The sequence below is a fragment of the Micromonospora sp. HM5-17 genome, from assembly GCF_003762835.1.
Classification (GTDB): Bacteria; Actinomycetota; Actinomycetes; order Mycobacteriales; family Micromonosporaceae; genus Plantactinospora.
This window is the reverse complement of sequence record NZ_RJWA01000001.1, coordinates 574,879-597,568: the sequence shown is the minus strand read 5'-3', so window position 1 is coordinate 597,568 and position 22,690 is coordinate 574,879. Positions and strand designations below refer to the sequence as shown.

The following is a 22,690-nucleotide window of genomic DNA, read 5'->3' as shown; positions in this document are numbered from 1 at the left end:
CACCGAACCGGACGTAATCATTTGCGTACCTCCTCGAAGTAGGTCGCGCACAACCGTTGGCGTCGCGCGTCGAGCACCATCCAGGTGCCGAGCACGAGCTGGACGAGGCTGCGCCAGACGTCGGCCCAGCGGTCGCGCAGCCGCATCGCCCACAGGCGGATCCGCCCCGGGGGCCGTACCCCAGCCGGGACGAGGAAGCAGGGTCCCCGGTTCGGCAGCGACCGGGTGTGCCGGACGCTGGAGACCAGGGTGTACCAGCGCAACACCTCGCGGGCGACCGCGCGCATCATCACCGGGGCCACCCCGCGGGCCGGGCAGGCCCGGTTGGCGGTGACCCCGAACGGGATGAAGTGGGCGTCGCCGCGCGCCAGCCTCCGCCAGCGGGACGGGTCGAAGGTGTCGTCGGCGGCCACCCCGGTGCGCTGGAAGGCGAGGTAGTTGAAGAGCAGCACCGACCCGGCCGGGATGGTGACCTTGGCGTCGACCTCGATCGGACCCGTGGTGATCCGGTGCGCCACGCCGAAGAGCGGGTACACCCGCAGCGTCTCGTCGATCACCCGGTCGAGTGCGCGATCCCCCTCGCCGTCGACGTCGTCGAGGGTGGCCAGCAGCTCGCGCCGCGTCGGCGGATGCTGCGCGATGGCGAGCAGCAGGTGCGCCATCGCCTCCGACATCTGGACGACGGCGGTGTTGAAGTAGGTCCCCTGGAGGTACCAGACCGTCTCCTCGGCGGTGAACGGCGCCGGGAGGGTCACCGGCGCGGTGCCGGCGTCGACCCGGGCCCGCAGGTAGCGGGTGAGCCGGTCCCGGCGGTCCAGGTGGCGCAGCCCGCAGCACTTGAGCGCGGTGACCACGTCGTCGGCGTTGGCCACGATCAGCGCCCGGGCCTCGGGCGGGCACGGCTCGGCGAAGACGAGTTCGTAATAGACCTCGGCCCAGAGTGGCATCATCAGGTCGCGTAGCCGGACGTGACAGGGACGGTCGGCCGGCAGCCGAGCGAGGACGCGGCGGGCCGCCGCCCCGGCCAGCTCGGCCGCCCGCCGGTGCGGCACGGCGAGCACCCGTCGGGTCGTCCGGGCGACGATGCGGTAGCGCTCGCCCGGTTCCAGGTGCTCCTGGTGCATCTGCGGGCCGGGTGCCAGCCAGTACCAGAACAGGTCGGAGAGGCCGGCGCCCCGGCTCCGCCCGTTGGCCGCGAGGTGCGCATAGACGCGGATGAAGTGCTCGGGGCCGACCAGCGGCCCCGGGATCGGGATGCCCTCAGCGCCGTTCACCCGCACGAAGATCCACTCACGCAGTCGGACCACTGCCGGAGGTAGCCAGCGCGGCAGGAGCCACCCCGCCGCCACCACGGCCACCAGGGCCCACAGCAATACGGGCAGCGTCCTCATCCGGCCGCCCCCGGCAGGATCAGGTCCGGGGTGAGGTCGGCGGGCCGGACCGCCCCGGCGAGGGTCATGGCCCGGGCGAGGTCCGCCCGCAGCCAGTCGAACACCTGCCGTACCCCGGCCTCGCCCCGCGCGGCGAGGCCCCAGACCACCGGCCGCCCGACCCCGACCGCGACGGCGCCGAAGGCCAGGGCGGTGAGGATGTCGGTTCCCCGGCGGACACCGCCGTCGAGTAGGACCGGAACACGCCCCTCGACGGCGTCGACCACCGCCGGCAGCGCGTCGATGCTCGCCGGTACGCCGTCCAGTTGCCGCCCGCCGTGGTTGGAGACCAGGACGGCGTCGACCCCGTGCTCGACCGCCAGCCGGGCGTCGGCCGGATGCAGGACGCCCTTCAACACGACCGGCAGCCGGGTGATCTCGCGCAGCCAGTCGATCCGAGCCCAGTCGAGGCGGTCGTCCATCACGATGTTCCGCACCGTCCCGGTCTGGGGATCCCGCATGTTCTCGCACCACAGGCCGGACGGCAGGTCGAGAAAACCGTTACGCAGGTCGCGTTCGCGCCACCCGAACACCGGTGAGTCGCCGGTCACCACCAGGGCCTGGCAGCCGGCGGCCTCGGCCCGCCGGATCACCGACTCGGTGAAGCCGAGATCCGGCTGCGGATAGAGCTGAAACCACAGCCGGGCCCGCCGCCTTTCGGCGTCCGTCGCCGCGGCGACCGCCTCGATCGGCGTGGTGGCCGCCATGCTCACCACCATCACGGTGCCGGCGGCGGCGACCGCGCGGGCGCAGGCGAGTTCCCCGTCCGGGTGCGCCAGCCGGTGGAAGGCCGTCGGAGAGGCCAGCACCGGCAGGGCGAGCTCGTCCCCGAACAGGGTGATCCGCAGGTCGCGCGCACCCCCGCCGCGCAGCACCCGGGGCAGGATCCGGTACGCGTCGAAGGCGGTCTCGTTGGCCCGCAGGGTGCGCTCGTCACCGGCCCCGCCGGCGAAGAAGTCTCGGTGCACCGGGTCGAGCCGACGCTCGGCCTCGGTCCTCAGGTCGTCGAGGTTCACCAGGGGGCTCGCACCGGCCGTGGGTGTGCGGCGCGAGCCCACCCGGTCCGCCACCGGGGGCACGGCTCACCCCACGGCGCCGTCGAGGCAGCGGTCCAGGAAGGCGACCAGTGGCGCCCGGTGCACGTCCGGCCGGTTCCACCGGTTCTCCAGGTTCTCCGTTAGGTGGTGGACCGCGACCACCCGGCCGTCGCGGTGGTGCCGGACCACCGGGTGCAGGTACGCGGCGGCGTGCGCCTGGCCGACCGCGTCCTGGACGACCCGACGCACCGAGATGTCGAACGGGTCGACCCGGTCATGCTCCGGGCCGTACTCGAGGGTGACGAAGAAGGCGTGTTCGACCGGATGGTCCGCCGTGGCCAGCCCGATCCGGGTGGCGTACTCGACCGGAACCTCCTCGTGGTACCGGGCGTTCGCCCCGGCCACCGTCACCACGTCGGCGAGCACCCCGAACTGCTGCCACAGCCCGGAACTGCGGTTGACCCGCTCGATGATCGCGTCGGCAATCGGCTCGGCGTCGGCGTCGAGCTTCTCGGCGGGCCATGGCTCGTCGTGGTACCGCCGTTCCAGGATGTGGTGCAGCGCACGCACGCCGTACCGGAAGCCGTGGATGAATCCGCTGGTCGAGCGCTTGAAGTCCCGCTCCTGGGAGAGCGTGCCGGCGAAGAACAGGTTCGGGACGCTCACCGACTCCCACTCGGCCGTCTGGGCCGGGAAGCGGTCGTCGATGGTCAGCGCCGGCCGGCAATCGTCGTCGAAGATCGACGCGTCGAACCGGAAGCCGGTGCAGAGCAGCACCCGGTCGTAGCGCAGCTCCTTGGTGACCTCGTCGGCGCGGGAGAAGCTGAACACCACCCGGTAGCCGTCCGCGTCGCGGGCGATCTCGCGGACGTGCCCGTCGAGGATCGCGTTCGCCGACTTGAGCTGGTACGTGTCGAGGAAGTTGTTGTTCACCGCCCGGAGGTGGCCGACGTAATGGGTCCGCCAGGCCATCCGGACCGGGCCCGGGCCGGCGACGTGGATCAGGGTGGTGGTCTCCATCAGGTTGTCGGCGGTCTCGAACGCCGAGTTGCCCTTGCCGATGACGAGGACCCGCTGGTCGACGAAGTCCCGGGGATCGACCGACATCTCGGTGTAGAGCTCGGCGTGCTCGACACCGGGAATCGGCGGGACGTACGGCTGGGAGACCCCGGTCGCCACCACGACCCGGCGGGCCCGGTGCACCGTACCGGTCTGGTCACTGACCGCGAAGCCGCCGTCCGGGGCCCGGGAGACCCGGGTGACCCGGCTGCCGTACCGGACGCGGACCCCGGTCGCCGCCGCGAAGTCCGCCAGGTAGCGGACCATGACGTCGGCGTGCGGGAAGTACCGCTCGGTGTACCGGGTGAAGCGCAGCGCCGGATCGTCGCTGAGCAGCGAGTTCCAGTCCAGCCGCAGGTTCAGCTCCGGGTCGTCGGAGCCGGTGTGCGGCTTGTTGATCGAGATCAGCCGCCGGTGCCGTGGAAACCGGGTGAAGAACGCGCCGGGGGCGGCGGCGGACTCCAGCACCAGGTAATCCCGGCGGCCGTCTCGCTCGAGAAGCGCCGCGAGCTGGAGTCCGGCCGGACCCGCCCCGATGATCAGATAGTCGAGCATCTCTGCGGTCACGCCGCAGACCGTACGAGGGAGAACTCAGAGAAAACTCAGGCCGACGAGGTGACCATCTGGGCGCACGCGGCGGTGCCCGACATCCGGCTGCGGGCCGCGCCCGTTCACCGGCGCCGGCTACGCGCCCTCACCGGCCTGGCCGCGGTCGTTCCACCGGAGGGCGGTTCGGCCCTCGAACCGCATCGGGAGGCCGAACAGCGGAAACAGCCGCTCCACGTCGAGGAAGTTGGTGATCTCCCGGATCCGCCCCTCGGAGATGTCCAGGACGACGAGCGCCCACGGCCCGGTCGGGCGGTACTGGCCGAACGCCGGCATCCCGTTCGCCACCGTGGGCACCAGCCGGGAGCCACGACACCCGCTGCCGGTGCCGAGCATCCAGTCGCGGATGTCGGCGTGCCCGCGCAGCCACAGCGGCAGCGGCGGCATGTTCAGCGTGACGTCCTCGTGCAGCAGCGACGCGAGCGCGTCCATGTCGTATTCCTGAAACGCCGTGACGTAGCGTTCCAGCAGTTCGGACTGGGCCGCGTCCATGGGGCGCAGGGTGTCGCCGCCGAGGTCGGCGTCGGCCAGCGCGGCCCGGGCCCGCTGAAGGGCGCTGTTGACGGAGGCGACCGACGTGTCGAGTAGCTCGGCCGCCTCGGCAGCCGACCAGGAGAGCACATCCCGCAGGATCAGCACCGCCCGCTGCCGCGGCGGCAGGTGCTGGAGCGCCGCGACGAAGGCGAGCCGGATCGACTCCCGTCCCACCGCGACCTCGGCCGGGTCGCCGGCGGCGACCAGCGCGTCCGGGATCGGGCTGACCCACACGTCCTCCGGCAGCGGCTCGCCGGGCGCCGACCGGGCGGTGCCGGCCGGGCCGAGATCCATCGGGCGGGCGCGCCGCTGGGCGCTGCCCAGCATGGTGAGACAGACGTTGGTCGCGATCCGGTACAGCCACGACCGCAACGCCGCCCGGCCCTCGAACCGGTCCAGGCCCCGCCAGGCCCGGATCATCGTGTCCTGCACGGCGTCCTCGGCCTCGAACACCGAGCCGAGCATCCGATAGCAGTAGCCGATCAACTCGCCCCGGAACGCCTCCAGGCGCAGCTCAGCGGGCTCGACCGTGGTTCCCTCGCTCACCGGCACAACGTACCTCGACCCCCCGTCAGCGGCGGCTCGGCCGACCATGGGGAGCCGGCAGCCACGACGCCCGACACCGGCGAGAAAAAGATTTCTGGCGGATCACCGATGAGTTCCGGACGGCCCCACGGTCTGACCCGGTGACAGCCACATACCGGCAACGAGGAGTAACACCATGACAGCGTGGAGCAACGACACCCAGGGCACGGGCCGGTACGCGGAGGTCAACGACGTCAACCTGTACTACGAGACCCACGGTTCCGGCCGCCCCATGCTCCTGCTGCACGGCGGGCTCGGCTCCGGCGACATGTTCGGCCCGATCCTGCCCACGCTGGCTGAGCGTCACCAGGTCATCACCGTCGACTTTCAGGGGCACGGGCGGACCGCGGACGTCGACCGGCCGTTGGACCCGGACTTCCTGGCGGACGACATCGCGGCGCTGATCGACCACCTCGGACTGGACCGGCCGGACGTCGTCGGCTACTCGCTCGGCGGCGGAGTGGCGCTCCGCGTCGCGGTGCGACACCCGAACACGGTCGGCCGGATCGTCGCGGCCTCGGCGTTCATCCGGTCGGACGCCGTCTACCCGGAGATCCGGGCGCAGCAGGGCCAGGTGGGCGCCGCCACCGCCGAGATGATGAAGGACACCCCGATGTACCAGCTGTACCAGCGGGTCGCGCCACGCCCGGAGGACTTCCCGCGGCTGCTGGACAAGATCGGGGCGGCGATGTCGAAGGACTTCGACCTCACCGAGGAGGTTCGGGGGCTCCAGGTGCCCACGCTGATCGTGGCCGGTGACGCGGACATGGCTCCGCCGAGCCACTTCGTCGAGGTCTTCGCACTGCTCGACGGCGGACAGCGGGACGGCGGCTGGATGGGCGAGGGCCGGCCGAAGGGCGGCCACGCGCTCGCCATCCTGCCCGGCTGTACCCACTACACCATCTTCATGTCGCCGCTGTTCGCCGCGGCCACCCTCGCCTTCCTCGACGATCAGCGGAACTGAACCAGCCCCGGTCGCCGGCGGCCCGCCTGTTCGTCCGTACCCCGACGGGATCAGGCGATCGACCCGGTCAATCGGTCGAGCAGCTCGGCGGCGCGGACGACGTCCGCGTCCAGCGGCCGATCCGGGTCGATCGCCGGTACGGTCTCGGCCAGTCGCGCGAACGCGGCGGCACAGCCGGGTGCGGTGGGGGTCCGCGCGCCGACGTACCCGGCCTGCCGCAGCCCGACGGCCAGCGCACCGCAGAGCAGCCGGAGCAGCCCGGCCTGGTCCACGGCTCGCAGTGCCGCCTGGGTGCCGAACGGCACGACGTCCTGGTTGTGCAGGTTCGTCGGCAGGCTCTGGGTGCTCGCCGGGGTGGCGGCGCGACGGAGCTCGGCGACGATCGCGGTCGCGGCCAGCTGCACGCCCTGCAACCCGTGCTGGCGTCCCGGCCCCGCCGCCAGCATCGGCGGCAGGCCGCCGTTGCGTGTCGGGTCGACCAGCAGGTCGAGCTGGCGCTCGACGAGGTTGCCGAGCTGGGCGGTGACCAACGCCAGTACGTCGGCGGCGAAGGCGGCCGGCTGGCCGAAGAAGTTGCCGCCGTGCAGTACCAGGTCGGCGTCGGGGAAGAGGAGCGGGTTGTCACTCACACTGCCCAGGTCCGCCGCCACCACGCCGTCGACGTACCGCAGCGCCTCCTCGGCCGCGCCCAGCAACTGGGGGGTGCAGCGGATGCTGTACGCCTCCTGCAGCGGCCGGTCGCCGGAGGGCACCGCGCCGGCGAGCAGCGTCCGCATCTGCGCGGCGACATCGGCGGCGGCCGGGTGGCCGTACGCAGCCAGCAGGCGGGGGTGGAGGAACTGGTCGGGGTCGCAGCCGAGCAGGTCGACGAGGAGACAGGTCAGCAGCTGGGCCGCCCGGTGGGAGGCCCGGACGCTCTCCAGGGCGAGTGCGGTGGCGGCGGTGGTCAGCGACGTGCCGTTGACCAGAGCCAGGGCGTCGCGACCGTCCAGGACGAGCGGAGTCAGGCCGACACGGTCCAGCGCCTCGGCCGCCGGCAGCCGCACCCCGTCCAGGTAGGCCCAGCCCCGCCCGCGCAGCGACTGCGCGGCGTAGGCGAGCGGGATCAGATCGCCGCTGGCCCCGACCGAGCCGAGCCGTGGCATCGCCGGCACGAACGACGTCCCCAGCATCGCGGCGAGGCCGTCGACGACCCCGACCGAGACGCCGGAGTGGCCCTGGGCGAGCGACCAGACCCGGACCAGCATCGTGGCCCGGACCACGGCCGGGTCGAGCTGCGGACCCTGACCCGCCCCGAGGTGGGCAAGGGTGTTGTCGCACTGGTCGGCCCCGTCGTCCCGGCCGGCGAAGCCGACGAGCGCACCGAACCCGGTGGTGGCGCCGTACACCGGGCGGTCGTCGCCGAGGACGGCCCGCAGGTGCGCCCGGGACCGCCGGACCCGGTCGCGGACCTCACCGGTGACCTCGACGCGCAGCGGCTCTGCCGCCCGCCGCAGGTCCAGTGGTCGCAGCGGACGGGCCAGATCGACGGTGTGGGCGGTGGCGGTCCCGGGCTGGGTCATCACCGGGCCGACCGTAGCGGGGAAATCTCAGAACGATCTGAGTAATCTCTGATGACCGAACGCTACGGTCCGGCCGCATGACGCACGAACGCCTGACCACGCACGATTACCTGATCATCGGCGCCGGCCCGGCGGGCCTCCAACTGGCCGCCCTGCTGGAACGCGACGGCCGCGACTACGTCGTGCTGGAGGCCGGCACCGCGCCGGGCACCTTCTTCGCCACCTACCCGCGACACCGCAGGCTGATCTCCATCAACAAGGTGTACACCGGCTCCGACGACCCCGAGTTCAACCTGCGGATGGACTGGAACTCGCTGCTCAGCGACGATCCGGCCCTCCGGTTCGGCCGGTACAGCCGCCGCTACTTCCCGGCCGCCGACGACCTGCGGCGCTACCTCGCCGACTTCGCCTCGGCGACCGGGGTCCGGGTGGTCTACCAGACCCGGGTGGTCCGGGTCAGCCGCGACACCGACGGGTTCGCCGCCGTCGACGCCGACGGCCGGACCTGGCGGGCTCGCCGGCTGGTGGTCGCGACCGGCGTCTCCCGGCTCTACGTGCCGCCGATCCCCGGGATCGAGCACGCCGAACGGTACGACACGGTCACCGTCGACCCGGAGGACTTCGTCGACCAGCGCGTCATGATCATCGGCAAGGGAAACTCCGGATTTGAGACCGCCGACAACCTGGTGGAGACCGCCGCGGTCGTCCACGTGGCCGGGCCGCACTCGATCCGGTTCGCCTGGCAGTCGCACTACGTCGGCCACCTGCGGGCGGTGAACAACAACTTCCTCGACACGTACCAGCTCAAGTCGCAGAACGCGGTCCTCGACGGCACGGTGGAGAGCATCGAGCGCCGCGCCGACGGCGGCTACCGGGTCCGGTTCCGGTACGCCCGCACGGTGGAGGCGATCCGGGAGATCGAGTACGACCGGGTCATCGTCTGCACCGGCTTCCGCTTCGACGCCGACATCTTCGACGACACCTGCCGGCCGCGCCTGGTCATCAACGACCGGTTCCCGGAACAGACCCCGGCGTACGAGTCAACCACCGTCCCCGACCTGTACTTCGCCGGCACCCTCACCCAGCAGCGTGACTTCAAGAGGTCGACCAGCGGCTTCATCCACGGCTTCCGGTACGGCGTCCGGGCGCTGCACCGCATCCTCAACGCCCGCTACCACGGGATCGGGTGGCCGGCCACCCCGATCGAGCCGACCCCGGAGGCGATCGCCGACGCCATCATCGCCCGGGTCAACCGCTCCTCGGCGCTGTGGCAGCAGTTCGGCGTCCTCGGCGACGTGGTGGCGCTCCGCGGCGGCACCGCCGCCTACCACGAGGAGGTGCCGGTGGCGTACCTCGCCGAGGGCGGGCTCGGCGGGGGTTCCGCGCTCGTCGTCACCCTGGAGTACGGCGCCAACCACGACATGGTGGACCCGTTCGACATCTCGGTCCCCCGGCCCCGGGAGAACGACGCGAGCGCCGCACACGAGGCCAGCTACCTGCACCCGGTGGTCCGCCACTACCGGGACGGGACGGTGGTTGCGGTACACCACCTGGCGGAGAACCTGGAGAACCAGTGGAACCTGCCCACGGTCCACCAGCAGCCGCTGGCGGCCTTCGTCAAGGAGCGCCTGGCCGATGTCGGGTGCTGAGCCGGATCCGCGTCCCGTCCTCCCCCTCGCCGGGCCGGCGCCGGGCAGCGCCGGCCCCGGACGGCACCCGGCCCGTCCACATAGGATTCCGGCGCGGCCGGCCGGGCCGGGCTACCCGCAGGCCATCCTCGACCTGCTCGCCGCGGGTCGGGACCGCCCCGTCTTCGAGCACGGCCCGCGCATCGTCGGGGCCGACGAGATGCGGGATCTGATCGGCCGGATCGCCACCGGGCTGCGGGATGCCGGGATCGGCCCCGGCGACGGGGTGGCCCTGGTCCTCGGGGTGACGCCGGAGGCGTTCGCCGCCACCATCGCGGCGCAGGTCGTCGGCGCCCGGGTCGCCGGCGTCCGGCCCGGGCTCACCCCCGGCCAGCTCCGACACATCCTCGGCCACCGGATCGCGGCGGTGCTCGTCGACCCCTCGACCGCGACCCCGCCGCTGCGGTCGGCGGCGGCCGGGCTGCGGCTGCTGGCGGTCGGCCCGGTCGACGGGACACCCGACCTGACCGCGACTCCGGCGCCGCCATCCCCGCCGGTCCCGGCCGGCCGCCCCGACGACATCGCCCGGGTCGTCTACACCAGCGGCAGCACCGGCGACCCGAAGGGCTGCCTCCAGACGTACGCCGCGCTCGGCCGCGCCTGGGCACCGTACCCGGACCGGTGGCCGCCGGCGGTCCGCGACCTCGCCGGCAACCTCGACCGGTACCTGGTCTTCGGCTCGCTGAGCAGCCAGGTGATGCTGGAGTACGGCATCCTCACCCTCGCGGCCGGTGGCACCATGGTCGTGGCCGACCCGCCCCGGGGGCCGGAACCCTTCTTCCCGGCGGCGATCGCCCGGCATCGCGCCACCGCCAGCGTGATCACCGTGCCTCGGCTGGCGAAGCTGGTGGCGGTCCAGCGGAACACTCCGGCCGACCTCGGCTCGCTGCGCGCCCTGCTGGTCTCCGGCTCGCCACTCGACCCGGGCCGGCTCGCCGAGGCGATGGCGGTCCTCGGGCCGGTCATCTATCACGGCTACGGACAGACCGAGACCGGCATGATCTCGATGGTGACCCCGGCCGAGCTGAGCGCCGCCCTGGCCGGCCGTCGGCCGACCGTCCACGGTCCCTCGACCCATCCGCCGGCCAGCCCCGCCCCGCTCGGCGGCCGGCCGGACGGCCCTGGTGTGACGGGCGGCCCGTCGCACGACCCCGGCGGGCGGGTCGGATCGTCGGACATCCTCGCCTCGGTGGGCCGCCCACCGGACGCGGTCGAGGTGCAGGTCCGGGACGCCGACGGCCGGCCGGTGCCGGTGGGCACCGCGGGTGAGCTGTTCGTCCGTACCCCGGCCCAGGCGAGCGGCTACTGGGCCGATCCGGCGGAGACCGCCGAGGTCTTCGTGGACGGCTGGGTCCGCACCCGCGATCTCGCCCGGCTGGACGCCGACGGGTACCTGTACCTACTGGGCCGGACCCGGGACGTCATCATCGTCAACGCCGACCTCCGGTACGCCGGCCCGATCGAGCGCACGCTGGCCAGCCACCCGGACGTGGCCGAGGCGTACGTGGTGGCGGCTCCGGACGAGGAGACCGGCGAGGCGGTGCACGCCTTCGTCGTACCGGCCGAGGGCCGGCGCCCCGACCCGGCGGTGCTCCGGACACTGGTTCGGGAGCGGCTCGGGGCGGCGAGCGTACCCCGGGTCGTCACCGTCATCGGTGAGGTGCCCGTCTCCCCCGCCGGCAAACCCGACAAGCGGCGCCTCCTGGCCGGCGGGTGAGACGGGGCACCACATCGAGTGAAGCCGAATCGAAGGATTGTCGCGCCGCCGTACCCGGATACGAACACCGGGGGGTGCCGAAAGGCCGACAACGCCTGGAGCAGACTGGCCCCCATGGTCAAGACGGTACGACCGCGCAACTACAGTGAGGTGTGCTACGTCGGGCACTACTTCTGCCAGGGCTACCCGGTGGTCATGGACCTGACGGGCCTGTCCAACGATGAGGCTCTCCACCTCGTTGACTTCGCCGCCGGCCTGGTGGTGGGCCGGGACGGCGCGATGGAACGGGTGGCGCCCAAGGTGTTCCTGCTCCAGCCCCGACCGGTGGCCCGGCAGGACGCGCCGATGCGGCCGGTGGCCCGGCGGGGCGCACCGATGCAGCCGGTGGGTTGACCGGGCAGACCGGGGCGCCGTACGCCGGCCGGAGAGCTGGGGGAATCGACGTACTTCCCGCCGTGTGAGCCGGGGCAGTACAGTCGCGCTGTGGACGGGCCACGACGCGTGGTGGTCGTCGGCTATCCCGATGCGGAGCTGCTGGACATCGCCTGTCTGACCACCGCCTTCGACTACGCGAACCGGGCCGGCCCGCTCTACGACCTCCTGGTCGCGTCGCCGGCCGGGCGGCCGATCACCTGCCAGTCCGGGCTCGTCCTGAACGCCCAGGCTGCCGTGGAACGGCTGCGTGGTCCGCTCGACACTTTGATCGTGTCCGGCGGGGAGGGGCACCTGGCCGCCGCCGAGGACGCCCGGCTCGTCGCACACGTTCGGCGGCTGGCCCGGGAGAGCCGGCGGGTCGCCTCGGTCTGCACCGGCGCGTCGGTGCTCGCCGCCGCGGGGCTGCTCGACGGGCGCCGTGCCACCACGCACTGGCTCTACGCCGACCAGCTCGCCGCCCGCTACCCGGCCGTCGAGGTGGACCCCCGGCCGATCTACATCCGGGACCGGGGCGTCACCACCGCCGCCGGGGTCACCAGCGCGCTGGACCTGGCGCTGGCGTTCATCGAGGAGGACCACGGCGCCGAGCTGACCCGGCACGTCGCCCGCGCGCTGGTGACGTATCTCCAGCGGCCGGGAAACCAGGCCCAGATGAGCATGTTCGTCGCCGCACCGGCGCCGGACGACGACCTGGTCCGCGAGCTGGTCCGGCTGATCCGTACCGCACCGGACGCCGACCTCAGCCCCGCCGCGCTGGCCGCCCGGGCCGCGGTCAGCGAACGTCACCTCACCCGGCTCTTCGTCGCCCAGCTCGGCCAGTCCCCGGCCCGGTACGTCCGCGCCGTACGGACCGAGGCCGCCGCCCAGTTGCTCGGGTCGAGCCGGCTGCCGCTGGCCCGGATCGCCGCCCGCTGTGGCTTCCCCTCGGCCGAGGCGCTCCGCCAGGCCTTCGTCGACCGGTACGGCGCCACGCCCTCGCACTACCGGGCCCACTTCGCCACCACCCGCGGCCGGGCCTCGGCCGGGTCGGGTCAGCCGACCGCGGCCAGGACGAGGAAGCCCAGGCCGAGCGGCAGGTCCAGCAGCATGCAGGCTTCCGCCAGTGACCGGGGCACGACCCGGGCGCGCCGGTAGTGGATCGCGTCCCAGCCGGCGTGTGCCGCGAGGACGAGGCCGACCAGCACCAGGCCGGCCTGGGGGGCGAGGTGGAGCGCGGCCACGGCGAGGCCGCCGTACCCCAGCGCCGCCCCGCCCTGCGCGGCGAGATCCCGGTACGAGACGCGGCCGAGCAGCCCGACCCCGACCAGGACGAGCGCGGCGACGCCGGTGACGACCCACCAGGGACGATCGAGAAGGTCGCTGGCGACGATCACCACGCCGAAGCCGGGGACCAGCGCCCAGGCGACCCAGGGCCGGGCCAGCGCGGCAGCGCCGAGGTAGCAGAGCGTCGCGGCGCAGACGACGATCGACAGCGTCTCCCGGTCCGCGCCGGTGGCCAGGACGGCGACGGCGGCGGCCAGCCCGAGCACGCTCGGCCAGCGGTGCAGGATCGCGTGCCACCGGCGTACGCCGACCCCGACGGGCAGGGACGTGGTGGCGTTCGGTCCAGGCGTGTTCATGCTCCTGACGGTGCCGCCCGGCGGGGCGCGAGGGCGAGACCGGGCCGCGAACCGGTCCGGATTTCCGGGATGCCGGTCCGCCAACCCGGGTTCCGGCCCCGTCGGTCCGTGAGGAGTCTCTGCGCCGTCAGTCCGTGAGGAGTTTCCGTGCCGTGCGGAGGCCGGGATCGCGGCCGGCGGAGAGGTCCGCCGAGGTGAGCGGCACATGGTGGTCGGGGGCGACGCCGATGGTGTCGATCACCTCCCGGTTCGCCGCGATCTCGTGGTACCGGGGCAGGCTGAGCAGGCTTCCGTCGTCGAGCGGGTACAGCTCGCCGGGCCCCGCCACGGCACCCGCGGTACGGGTGCCGACCAGCGTGCCCAGTCCGAGATCCTTGACCGCGCTGCTGAAGGAGTCGCAGGCCGAGGCGCAGCCGCGGTCGGTGAGGACGGCGAGCGGCAGGTCCAGCGCCGCCACCCCCTCGTCGCCGCGGTTGGGGATGCAGTGGTCCCGCACGTCGCACCAGTAGCTGAAGATCCTGCCGGGGGCGAGCGCGCCGAGCAGGCGCGAGACCTCCCGGGGACTGCCACCGCCGTTGCCGCGCAGGTCGAGGACGATCCCTCGCAGGTCCGCCGTCTTCCGCAGGTCGGCGATGGCCTCGAGTACCTGGTCGGCGAGTCCGGGGGCGAAGGCCGGCAGCCGGACGTACCCGAGGCCGTCGTCCAGCGGCCGGGCCTCGACGCGGGGACGGGGCGCGGGCTCCGTCGCCCGGGCGGTGACCGTGGTGGTGACGGTGGCGCCGGTGGCGGGCCGCCGCAGTTCGAGCGTCAGCCGGGTGCCCTCGGGGCTGCTGGTGATCCAGTCGAGGGCGCCTTCCGCCAGCACCCCGTTCACGTACGGCGGCACGCCGTTGACCGCGAGTACCTCGTCGCCCGGCCTGACGTGGGCTCGGTCCGCCGGACTGTCCGGCGCGACCCGGGTGACGAAGAGCGGCGGCGTCGCGGTCGGGTCGACGTGGCCGGGACCGGTGTGGGCGGAGACCTCGATGCCGGTCGTGTTCCTCCGCGGCGACCGCCGCCAGGTGGCGTGGTTGTCGTCGAGGCTCTCCACCATGGCCCGGAGGGTCGCCTCCGCGACGGCCTGCCGGACCGCCGCGTCCGGGGGCAGCCGGTCGGTGATCTGGTCGTACACCTGGCGGAACGCGGCCCAGTCCTGGTCCTTCCCACCGGTCAGCGCCGGCAGCGCGGCCTGCGGCTGGTCCAGCCCGCGGCGCTGGAGTTCCTGGGTCAGCGCGGCGAAGGCCGGCACCAGTAACGAGCGGCTGTCCAGGAGCGGTCCGCGGTAGTAGCTGTCGAGAATGCAGTAGTACGCCTGCCCGATGGTGGTGACCGTCGTCGGCTTCAGCTCATGCGGCCGTGGCTCCGCGGGCTCTCCGGCCGGAGCCGGCCGTCCGGACTCCTCGGCCGGACGGTGTTGCCCGGAATCTTCGCGCGGCGTTCGCTCCGGAACCCGGTCGCTCGGTGACGGGCTTGTGCACCCCGCGGCCGGCCGGGCGGCGGGCTCGCCGGCCGTCGGGTCGGTCGCGGACAGGCGGGGGTAGGCGAGCAGGCCGGCGGCCACCAGCACGGCGACCGCACCGCCGGCGAGCAGGCGCCTCCGGACACGGGTACGCCGATCGCGCCGTACCGGCGAGGGACGCGGATCCCGCTCGGCGCTCGGGCCGTTGTCGCTCATACCACCTCCGTGCGACGGATGGGTCGGCTGCCGGGCCTCGGCGCCGGCCAGCACCGCGTCGGTTGCGCGCCCGGGCGGGGCCCCTGTGCTCCACATCGGACGCGACTGCCGGCCCCGATGTTCCGGGGCACGCGGCGGCCCTCGCCGCACCGCTCCCGGGGCCGGGACCGGCCGGCGATCGCCGTACGGGGGCTGGCTCAGTCGTCGGTGGTCGGTGGCGGGGCTCCGGGGTCGGCCGGTACCGGGGCGACGGGAGCCCGCACCGCAGCGACAACGGCGCAGGTCGCGGCGATGTGCCTCATGACATCGTCCACGATAGCGCCAATACGACCGTAGCGATACTTATGTCCGATTAACTCGCATCGTCCGTACGCTCCCGGCGGGCCCGGGCTTCGGTCACGGCATCTGGACCGGATACGCCCCGGGGCCGTACGGCATCGAGCTGGGCTGCACCGGAAGGGTGTCGCGCCGCTCGGCCTGGACGAACCCGGCCGACCGGTACGGCACCTGCGGCCAACCACCGGCCTCGTGGAAGAGCCGCAGCGCGGTCGCCACGACCTCGGCGAGCGGCTCGTTCGCCTCGATCTCGATCGTGGCGCCCGGCGTGTCGATGCGGACCTTCGTCTGGTGCGAGTCCTTGTCGTCCGACGTCGCCGACCGCGTCTCGTCGCGCGACGTCGCCTCCGCCGACTCGGCGGAGGTCGATCCGGTCGACGTCGCCCCGGCGGACGTCGACGCCGGGGCCGGCGTGGACGACGGACCAGCCGGAGCGGGCGTGGCCGGCGCCTCCGGCGAGGCCGGGACCTCCTCGGGCCCGGTCGGCGGCTCCGGGGACGGCGCCGTCTCCGGCGGGGCGGGCTGGGCGGGGAGCGACCCGGAGAGTGACTGCTCAGGCTGCTCGGGACGGGGTGGCTGGCTTGTCACGGGGACCATTCTGCGACCCCCACACCCCGACCCGCCACGTCCGGTGCCCTCGCCCGCCGTACCGGCCGTCACTCCGGGTGATCGACAGCCGGCGGCGAGGTGGACGGGCCGGGTGACCCGCGACGGGATCACGCCTGACCGCCCAGAGCGGGTCGCCCGGCCCCACTCTGGTGCCGACCCGCCGTCGCGCGCCGCGCCGGCCCGCCGAGAACGACGGCCGGCGGCGGCGCGTCAGGGCACGTCAGGCCGCGGCGAGCGCCGGGCCGTCGACCCTGCCGAGGTCACCGAGGTCGTCGGCCGGCCGCAGGGCCAGCGCGAGAACGTCGGCGACGTCGGAGAGGGTGTGCACGGTCAGCGCCTCCCGGACCTCAGCCGGCAGGTCGTCCAGGTCGGGCTCGTTGCGGGCCGGGATGATCACCTCGGTCAGGCCCGCCCGGTGCGCGGCGAGCAGCTTCTGCTTCACCCCGCCGATCGGCAGCACCCGGCCGGAGAGGGTCACCTCACCGGTCATCCCGAACTCGGGGCGTACCGGCCGCCCGGAGGCGAGCGACGCCAGCGCGGTGACCATGGTGATGCCGGCGCTCGGGCCGTCCTTCGGCACCGCGCCCGCCGGGACGTGCAGGTGGATCCGCCGCCCGGCCAGGGCGTTCGGGTCGAGCCCCAGCTTCCGCCCGTTGGAGCGGAGGTAGGAGAGGGCGATCTGCGCCGACTCCTTCATCACGTCGCCGAGCTGGCCGGTCAGGGTCAGCCCCGGCTCCCCCTCCATGCTGGTCGCCTCGATGAACAGCACGTCACCGCCGGCACCGGTCACCGCCAGGCCGGTCGCCACCCCGGGCACCGCCGTCCGCTCCGCCGACTCCGGGGTGAACTTCGGCCGCCCCAGGTACTCGGTCAGGTCGCCGCGGTCGACCCGGATCGGCCCCTCGGTCGACGCCAGCTTGACCGCGACCTTGCGGAGGATCTTCGCCAGGGCGCGTTCGAGCTGCCGTACGCCGGCCTCCCGGGTGTACTCGCCGGCGATCGTCACCAGGGCCGCGTCGGAGACGCTCACCTCCTCGGCGGTCAGCCCGGCCCGTTCGATCTGCCTCGGCAGCAGGTGGTCCCGGGCGATGGCGACCTTCTCCTCCTCCGTGTAGCCGTCCAGGGTGACCAGCTCCATCCGGTCCAGCAGCGGGCCGGGGATCGCCTCCATCACGTTCGCGGTGGCCAGGAAGAGCACGTCGGACAGGTCGAGATCGACCTCCAGGTAGTGGTCCCGGAAGGTGTGGTTCTGCGCGGGGTCGAGCACCTCCAGCAGGGCAGCGGCGGGGTCACCGGCGTACCCGACGGAGAGCTTGTCGACCTCGTCGAGGAGCACCACCGGGTTCATCGAGCCCGCCTCGCGCAGCGCCCGGACGATCCGGCCGGGGAGCGCGCCGACGTACGTCCGGCGGTGGCCCCGGATCTCGGCCTCGTCCCGGACACCGCCGAGCGAGACCCGGACGAACCTCCGACCGAGCGCGCGAGCGACGGACTCGCCGAGGCTGGTCTTGCCGACGCCGGGCGGGCCGGCCAGGGCGAGCACGGCGCCGGAGCCGCGACCTCCGACGACCTGGAGGTTGCGGGCCGCGCGCCGGTTACGCACCGCCAGGTACTCCAGGATCCGGTCCTTCACGTCGGTGAGGCCGGCGTGGTCGGCGTCCAGCACCGCCCGGGCCTGGGCCAGGTCGGTGTTGTCCTCGGTGCGAATGTTCCAGGGCATCTCCAGCACGGTGTCCAGCCAGGTACGGATCCAGCCCGCCTCCGGGGAGGCGTCGCTGGCCCGCTCCAGCTTCCCCACCTCGCGCAGGGCCGCCTCGCGAACCTTCTCCGGCAGGTCGGCGGCCTCAACCCGGGACCGGTAGTCGGCCGAGCCGTCCGGTTCGTCCTCGCCCAGCTCCTTGCGGATCGCGGCGAGCTGCTGACGGAGCAGGAACTCGCGCTGCGACTTCTCCAGCCCCTCGCGGACGTCGTTGTTGATCCGTTCGGCGACCTCCTGCTCGGCCAGGTACTCCTTCACCCAGCCGACCAGCAGTTCGAGCCGGGCGGTGACGTCCGGCGCGGTGAGCAGTTCGATCTTCTGCGCGACGGTGAGCCACGGCGCGTAGCCGGCGGAGTCGGCCAGCTCCGACAGGTCGGTCATCCGTTCGATGGCGTCGATTGTCTGCCAGGCGCCCCGCTGCTGGAGCAGGGAGGTGAGCAGCGCCCGGTACTCCCGGGCGAGTTCCCGTGCCTTGCCGGCCGGGGCGGGCTCGGTGAGTTCGGTCGCCTCGACCCAGAGTGCCGCCCCGGGACCGGGTACGCCGGACCCGATCCGGGCCCGGGCCAGGCCACGGACCACGGCAGCCGGTTCGCCGCTGGGCAGCCGGCCGACCTTCTCGATCGTGGCGATGACGCCGGTGGAGCCGTACTCCCCGTCGACCCGGGGCACGGCGAGGAGCTTCCTGTCACCCGTGGCCCGGGCGGCGTCGACCGCGGACTGGGTGGTCGCGTCGAGGGTCACCGGAATGACCATGCCGGGCAGTAGGACAGCATCGGTCAGCGGAAGAACCGGAAGAGTTGCCATCGAACACCTGCCATCGTTAGTTGAGCCTGTACGACTCAAGTAACAAACGGTGTCCCATGTTCCGTGATGTGACCCACGCCACCGCCACGGGCAGATCCCGGCCGGATCGACCGACTAGCCTCCCGTCACGCAGGGCGAGTCGTTCAGGACAAATCGGGTCGGTGTCGGGGCGGGCGCGGTGGTGACGTAGTTGATGAAGTGCGTCTCCCCGGGGAGAATCACCCGGTCGTCGGCGGGGTGCCGGACCGTCAGGGTCCCGCCGCCGCGCCGGACCAGCTCGGCGCCCCAGAGGGCGAGCAGCGGCTGGCTGTCCGGGAAGGCCCAGGTCAACGTCCAGCCGTCGATCGCGACCGAACCGATGGCGCGGATTGTCAGCTGCGCCAGGAGGCCGGTCGTCCACTCCGCGGCGACCCGGTACCCGACGCTGCAGATCGAAGCCGACGGGGTGGTCACGGTCACCGGCGCGGACAGTGCCGAGTAGTTGCCGGCCTCGTCCCGGGCACGAACCGCGAAGGTGTACGTCGTACCGGCGGTCAACCGGGTCACCCGGACCGCGGTGCTGGGATTGGCGGGCGGCATCAACCAGACAGTCGCCACCACGGTGGTCCCGGACGGGCTGATCGACAGCACCTCGTAGCCCGCGAGCTGGACGTTGTCGGTGGAGGCGTCCCAGGCCAGGTCCACCGCCGTCTCGGCCACCCCCGTCACCCGCAACCCGCCCGGCACGCTCGGCGGCACGTCGTCGCCGGGCGGCATGATCAGGCGCAGCGTCCGGGACGAGGGCGACGAGTTGCCGGCCGCGTCCACGGCCCGGACGCCGAACGCGTACGTCCGGGAGGGTCGGAGACCGGTGAGCCGGAGACCGGTCGCGGTCGTCCGGTGCAGCACCACGACGTCGGTGAAGAACTGCGACACCTCGTATCGGTCCACCCCCACGTTGTCCGTGGCGGGCGTCCAGGTGAGCAGCACGCTGGTGGTGGTGATCTCGGCGACGGTGATCGGACCGGGGGCACTCGGCGGCTCGGTGTCGGTGGCAGCGTACGCCGGGACGGCACCCGCCGCGATCAGGACGGCCGTCAGGACACAGAGGAGCAGACCGCGGACCCCCGGGTACGGCGTCCGGGACGGACGGTCGGGCACGATGATCCCTCGCTCTCGACTGCCGGCGTCGGCCCGTCCGACGCTGGACATTCATCATGAGCGATGGACTGTGTCGCGCAGAATCCGCTTTCCGGCCGGTACCGGGCGTCCCTCCCCGCCACCGTCTCGGCCCCGGAACCCGCCGGGCGGCCGGTCAGGGCACATCCGCCGGGCGGCCGGTCAGGACCGCGGCTCGGGTCCGGGCACCAGGTCCCGCAGCTCCGTGGTCGTGTGGGCTCGGATGTCGGACAACCGGGCGGCGCCGTACCGGCCGGCCACGGCCCGCACGTACTCCTGGGCGGGTACGGCGAGGCCGTCGTAGACCGCGGCGAACACCTCCCGGGCGGCCTGCCGGGGCCAGCCCGCCGGCATCAACCGGAGCGGCAGCAGTGGGTCCAGGGTCGGGAAGCGCCGGTACGCCTCCATGACCTCGGTACGGGCGCGTACCGCCGCGGCGCCGGTGACGGCTCCCGCATGGACGCGGGGCAGCAGCGCGCTCCAGCTCTGGATGAAGTCGTCGTACTGCCGGGCGAGGGCCGCGGTGTCCCAGGCGTCGACCGGCTTCTGGCTGGCGATGGCCTCGATCTCCACGTGCCTGGCCCGGAACACGCTCGTGGCGCCGGGCGCGATCTTCGAGAGCTCTGCCGTGACCGTCTCGTTCAGGTCGTGCGGCGACACCCACAGCCCGTCGTACAGCGGCGCGTAGCCCTGCCAGCGAAGCTGCCCGCGCAGGGCGCGGCGCTCCGCGCTCGCCTGCTGTGGCAGCGAGAACGCGATCAGGGTCCACCAGCCGTCCCACGACTCGGCCTCCACGGCGAACCTCGCGATCTGCCGTCCACCGTGGACGAGGTTGTCCGCCGCGGGCCGGGTCAGGCGGTACGAACTATGCCGTCCGTGCCGACGGCTCTCGATCACCCCCCGCCGGGTCAGCCGGCTGATGGCGGTACGGCCACCCGTCGTGGTGACACCGGACTCCGCGAGCAGCGCCACGATGGCGGCCGATGGCAACCAGGCACGGGTCCGCAGCGTGTAGTCGGCCAGCAGCGTCACCGCCAGGCTCTGCGGCGAGCCACGCGATTGCCTGCGGGGCAACCGGACGGAGCCGGTCACGACGTCCGGAAAGATCTCCTCGATGTCGAACGGGCTGACCACATGACGCTCCGGCGCGGATCGAGACAGACATCGATTTTGATCGCAGGGCTCGATTATCGCAGTCACCCGGCCGGGCACCGCCCGGTCCGCGTCGTCACCGTCCACGGGACCCCGACGCGGCGCGCCCCGGGTGTCGCCCCACACCCATCCATCGCGATACATCGATTGACAGTATTAGCGACTGCGGGGACGCTAGATGCGACACGTTCGCCGTCGCGGGAGCCAGCAGGGCCAACGGGCAACCGGTCGACCCCGTCCGGGCAGGGGTCACCCGGCGAGCCGGGCCGGCATGAACGCCCCTGACCGGCGATCCACCACGGCCGGGCCGGGTCCCAGCCGGGCCGGGGCGACCGCCGGGTCCAAGACAGTCAGGAACCGTCGGCGAACGAGCCGACGGGCGACGGCGCGCCGCGCGTACCGCGGCGCCAAGGGAGTGACAGACACGTGAAACTCACCCGAAAGCTGGTGACCGGCTTGGTCGCGTCCCTCGCGCTGGCCGGTGCGGTGGTGCTGGTACCGGGCCTGACCAGGCCAGCCACCGCGGCGTCGTTGGTCGAGGTGACCGCCTTCGGCGACAACCCGGGCGGGATGCGGATGCACGTCTACGTCCCCGACAACCGGCCGGCCAACCCGGCGATCGTGGTCGCCATGCACGGCTGTGGTGGCTCCGGTCCGGGCTTCTACTCGAGCAGCGAGTTCGCCTCGCTGGCCAACCAGTACGGCTTCATCGTCATCTATCCGACCGCGACCCAGCAGGCCGGGTTCGGCAACTGCTTCGACACCTGGTCGGACGCGGCCAAGCGCCGTGGTGGCGGCAGCGATCCCGTCTCGATCATGTCGATGATCACCTACGTCCAGCGCCAGTACGGCGGTGACCCTGATCGCGTCTACGCCACGGGAAGCTCGTCCGGCGGCATGATGACCAACCAGATGCTCGCCCTCTACCCGGACGTCTTCCGGGCCGGAGCCGCGTTCATGGGCGTGCCCTTCGCCTGCTTCGCCAACGCGGCCGACTTCCCACCCGGGACCAGCCGGTGTACCGGCGGAAGCATGGACCGCACCCCTCAGCAGTGGGGTGACGCGGTCCGCCAGGCGTACCCCGGCTACACCGGCCCTCGGCCCCGGGTGCAGCTCTGGCACGGCACCAACGACACCCTCGTGCCGTACCAGCTGCTCCAGGAGGAGATCGAGCAGTGGACCAACGTCTTCGGTCTCAGCCAGACCCCGACGTCCACGGACACTCCGCAGCCCGGCTGGAATCGTCGCCGCTACGCCGACGCGTCCGGCACGGTCCAGGTCGAGGCGTACAGCATCCAGGGGGCCGGGCACAGCCTCCCGGCCGGCGGGATGGCCGCGGCGGCGGTCGCCTTCTTCGGCCTCACCGACCGGCCAACGACCCCACCCACCTCGACCCCACCCACCTCGACCCCACCCACCTCGACCCCACCCACCTCGACCCCACCGACGTCGACCCCGCCGGTCGGGGGCGCCTGCTCGGCCAGCTACCGGCAGGTCAACTCCTGGCCGGGTGGCTTCCAGGGCGAGGTCACGGTCCGTGCCGGGACCTCCGCGATCAACGGGTGGACCGTCGGCATCAGCGTCCCCGGCGGGATCAGCATCAGCCAACTGTGGAACGGCGTGCTCTCCGGTAGTGGATCGAGCTACACCGTACGGAACGCCTCCTGGAACGGGTCGCTCGCTGCCAACGGTTCGACCGTCTTCGGGTTCATCGCGAGCGGAACTCCCGCGACTCCGACCCTCACCTGCACCAGCCCCTAGTCGTACCTGCGCCGCTCCCTCGTCGGCGGGCCGGTACGCGAGACATCGCGGACCGGCCCGTCCGTGGTCGGGGGAACCGCTCGACACGGCGGCGGACGGCGCGCGACGAACCGGGGACACACCGCCGTGGACCGGGGCGGCTTGACCGAAAAGTCTAGGGT

General features: G+C 73.1%; 17 protein-coding genes. 6 read left to right on the top strand and 11 right to left on the bottom strand.

The window, feature by feature from the left end:
• Positions 1–17 precede the first annotated feature (17 nt).
• The 4 genes from EF879_RS02735 to EF879_RS02720 all read right to left on the bottom strand — a co-directional run bounded on the left by EF879_RS02735 (position 18) and on the right by EF879_RS02720 (position 5,212).
• Positions 18–1,391 (bottom strand): cytochrome P450, encoded by a 1,374-nt coding sequence (locus tag EF879_RS02735; protein ID WP_123554279.1) that lies wholly within the window; start codon positions 1,389–1,391, stop codon positions 18–20.
• Entirely contained in the window at positions 1,388–2,446 is a 1,059-nt protein-coding gene (locus tag EF879_RS02730) for an alpha-hydroxy acid oxidase (protein ID WP_233604182.1), read from the bottom strand. Before EF879_RS02730 ends, EF879_RS02735 begins: the two co-directional genes overlap by 4 nt.
• Positions 2,447–2,512: 66 nt before the next feature.
• On the bottom strand, positions 2,513–4,093 hold the full coding sequence (locus tag EF879_RS02725; RefSeq protein ID WP_233604181.1) for an FAD-dependent oxidoreductase: 1,581 nt from the start codon (positions 4,091–4,093) through the stop codon (positions 2,513–2,515).
• A gap of 117 nt (positions 4,094–4,210) precedes the next feature.
• Positions 4,211–5,212: a sigma-70 family RNA polymerase sigma factor gene (locus EF879_RS02720; RefSeq protein WP_233604180.1), complete on the bottom strand. Its 1,002-nt coding sequence runs from the start codon at positions 5,210–5,212 to the stop codon at positions 4,211–4,213.
• Positions 5,213–5,387: 175 nt separating this feature from the next.
• Here EF879_RS02720 and EF879_RS02715 point away from each other — a divergent pair, with 175 nt between their 5' ends.
• Positions 5,388–6,215 (top strand): alpha/beta fold hydrolase, encoded by an 828-nt coding sequence (locus EF879_RS02715; protein WP_123554273.1) that lies wholly within the window; start codon positions 5,388–5,390, stop codon positions 6,213–6,215.
• Positions 6,216–6,265: 50 nt separating this feature from the next.
• Here the strand turns inward: EF879_RS02715 and hutH are convergent, their stop codons facing one another.
• Positions 6,266–7,777, bottom strand: coding sequence for a histidine ammonia-lyase (hutH, locus tag EF879_RS02710; RefSeq protein ID WP_123554271.1), 1,512 nt, complete (start codon positions 7,775–7,777; stop codon positions 6,266–6,268).
• 77 nt (positions 7,778–7,854) lie between these two features.
• Between hutH and EF879_RS02705 the strand changes: the two genes are divergently transcribed.
• The 4 genes from EF879_RS02705 to EF879_RS02690 all read left to right on the top strand — a co-directional run bounded on the left by EF879_RS02705 (position 7,855) and on the right by EF879_RS02690 (position 12,751).
• Positions 7,855–9,426 carry an NAD(P)-binding domain-containing protein gene (locus tag EF879_RS02705; protein ID WP_123554270.1) on the top strand — a complete coding sequence of 524 codons (1,572 nt, stop codon included), beginning with the start codon at positions 7,855–7,857 and terminating at the stop codon, positions 9,424–9,426.
• The gene (locus EF879_RS02700) at positions 9,413–11,182 is read left to right on the top strand and encodes a class I adenylate-forming enzyme family protein (RefSeq protein ID WP_123554268.1); all 1,770 of its coding nucleotides are present in this window, start codon (positions 9,413–9,415) and stop codon (positions 11,180–11,182) included. The genes EF879_RS02705 and EF879_RS02700 overlap by 14 nt, the downstream gene beginning before the upstream one ends.
• Before the next feature lie 114 nt (positions 11,183–11,296).
• Positions 11,297–11,575: a cell division protein SepF gene (locus EF879_RS02695; protein ID WP_123554266.1), complete on the top strand. Its 279-nt coding sequence runs from the start codon at positions 11,297–11,299 to the stop codon at positions 11,573–11,575.
• Positions 11,576–11,665: 90 nt separating this feature from the next.
• Positions 11,666–12,751 (top strand): GlxA family transcriptional regulator, encoded by a 1,086-nt coding sequence (locus tag EF879_RS02690; protein WP_199736103.1) that lies wholly within the window; start codon positions 11,666–11,668, stop codon positions 12,749–12,751.
• Here the strand turns inward: EF879_RS02690 and EF879_RS02685 are convergent.
• The 6 genes from EF879_RS02685 to EF879_RS02660 form a co-directional block, all read right to left on the bottom strand.
• Positions 12,649–13,236, bottom strand: a complete 588-nt coding sequence (locus EF879_RS02685) for a hypothetical protein (protein ID WP_123554262.1) — start codon at positions 13,234–13,236, stop codon at positions 12,649–12,651. The genes EF879_RS02690 and EF879_RS02685 overlap by 103 nt on opposite strands.
• A gap of 127 nt (positions 13,237–13,363) precedes the next feature.
• Positions 13,364–14,950 carry a S41 family peptidase gene (locus EF879_RS02680; protein WP_158624099.1) on the bottom strand — a complete coding sequence of 529 codons (1,587 nt, stop codon included), beginning with the start codon at positions 14,948–14,950 and terminating at the stop codon, positions 13,364–13,366.
• A gap of 396 nt (positions 14,951–15,346) precedes the next feature.
• Complete coding sequence (locus EF879_RS27140) at positions 15,347–15,874, bottom strand: hypothetical protein (protein ID WP_158624098.1); 528 nt, start codon at positions 15,872–15,874, stop codon at positions 15,347–15,349.
• A gap of 241 nt (positions 15,875–16,115) precedes the next feature.
• Complete coding sequence (gene lon, locus EF879_RS02670; RefSeq protein WP_123554256.1) at positions 16,116–18,458, bottom strand: endopeptidase La; 2,343 nt, start codon at positions 18,456–18,458, stop codon at positions 16,116–16,118.
• Between the two features lie 114 nt (positions 18,459–18,572).
• Entirely contained in the window at positions 18,573–19,598 is a 1,026-nt protein-coding gene (locus EF879_RS02665) for a fibronectin type III domain-containing protein (RefSeq protein ID WP_158624097.1), read from the bottom strand.
• Positions 19,599–19,778: 180 nt separating this feature from the next.
• Entirely contained in the window at positions 19,779–20,750 is a 972-nt protein-coding gene (locus tag EF879_RS02660; protein WP_123554252.1) for a PaaX family transcriptional regulator C-terminal domain-containing protein, read from the bottom strand.
• A 444-nt stretch (positions 20,751–21,194) separates the two neighbouring features.
• On the opposite strand from EF879_RS02660, the gene EF879_RS02655 reads away from it, so the two are divergent.
• Entirely contained in the window at positions 21,195–22,529 is a 1,335-nt protein-coding gene (locus EF879_RS02655; protein ID WP_199736102.1) for a PHB depolymerase family esterase, read from the top strand.
• Positions 22,530–22,690: the final 161 nt, after the last annotated feature.

Coding starts and splice junctions, on each gene's coding strand:
- EF879_RS02735 (WP_123554279.1), bottom strand. CDS start 1,391: ATGAGGACGCTGCCCGTATTGCTGTGGGCCCTGGTGGCCGTGGTGGCG.
- EF879_RS02715 (WP_123554273.1), top strand. CDS start 5,388: ATGACAGCGTGGAGCAACGACACCCAGGGCACGGGCCGGTACGCGGAG.
- hutH (WP_123554271.1), bottom strand. CDS start 7,777: ATGACCCAGCCCGGGACCGCCACCGCCCACACCGTCGATCTGGCCCGT.
- EF879_RS02705 (WP_123554270.1), top strand. CDS start 7,855: ATGACGCACGAACGCCTGACCACGCACGATTACCTGATCATCGGCGCC.
- EF879_RS02700 (WP_123554268.1), top strand. CDS start 9,413: ATGTCGGGTGCTGAGCCGGATCCGCGTCCCGTCCTCCCCCTCGCCGGG.
- EF879_RS02695 (WP_123554266.1), top strand. CDS start 11,297: ATGGTCAAGACGGTACGACCGCGCAACTACAGTGAGGTGTGCTACGTC.
- EF879_RS02685 (WP_123554262.1), bottom strand. CDS start 13,236: ATGAACACGCCTGGACCGAACGCCACCACGTCCCTGCCCGTCGGGGTC.
- EF879_RS02680 (WP_158624099.1), bottom strand. CDS start 14,950: ATGAGCGACAACGGCCCGAGCGCCGAGCGGGATCCGCGTCCCTCGCCG.
- lon (WP_123554256.1), bottom strand. CDS start 18,458: ATGGCAACTCTTCCGGTTCTTCCGCTGACCGATGCTGTCCTACTGCCC.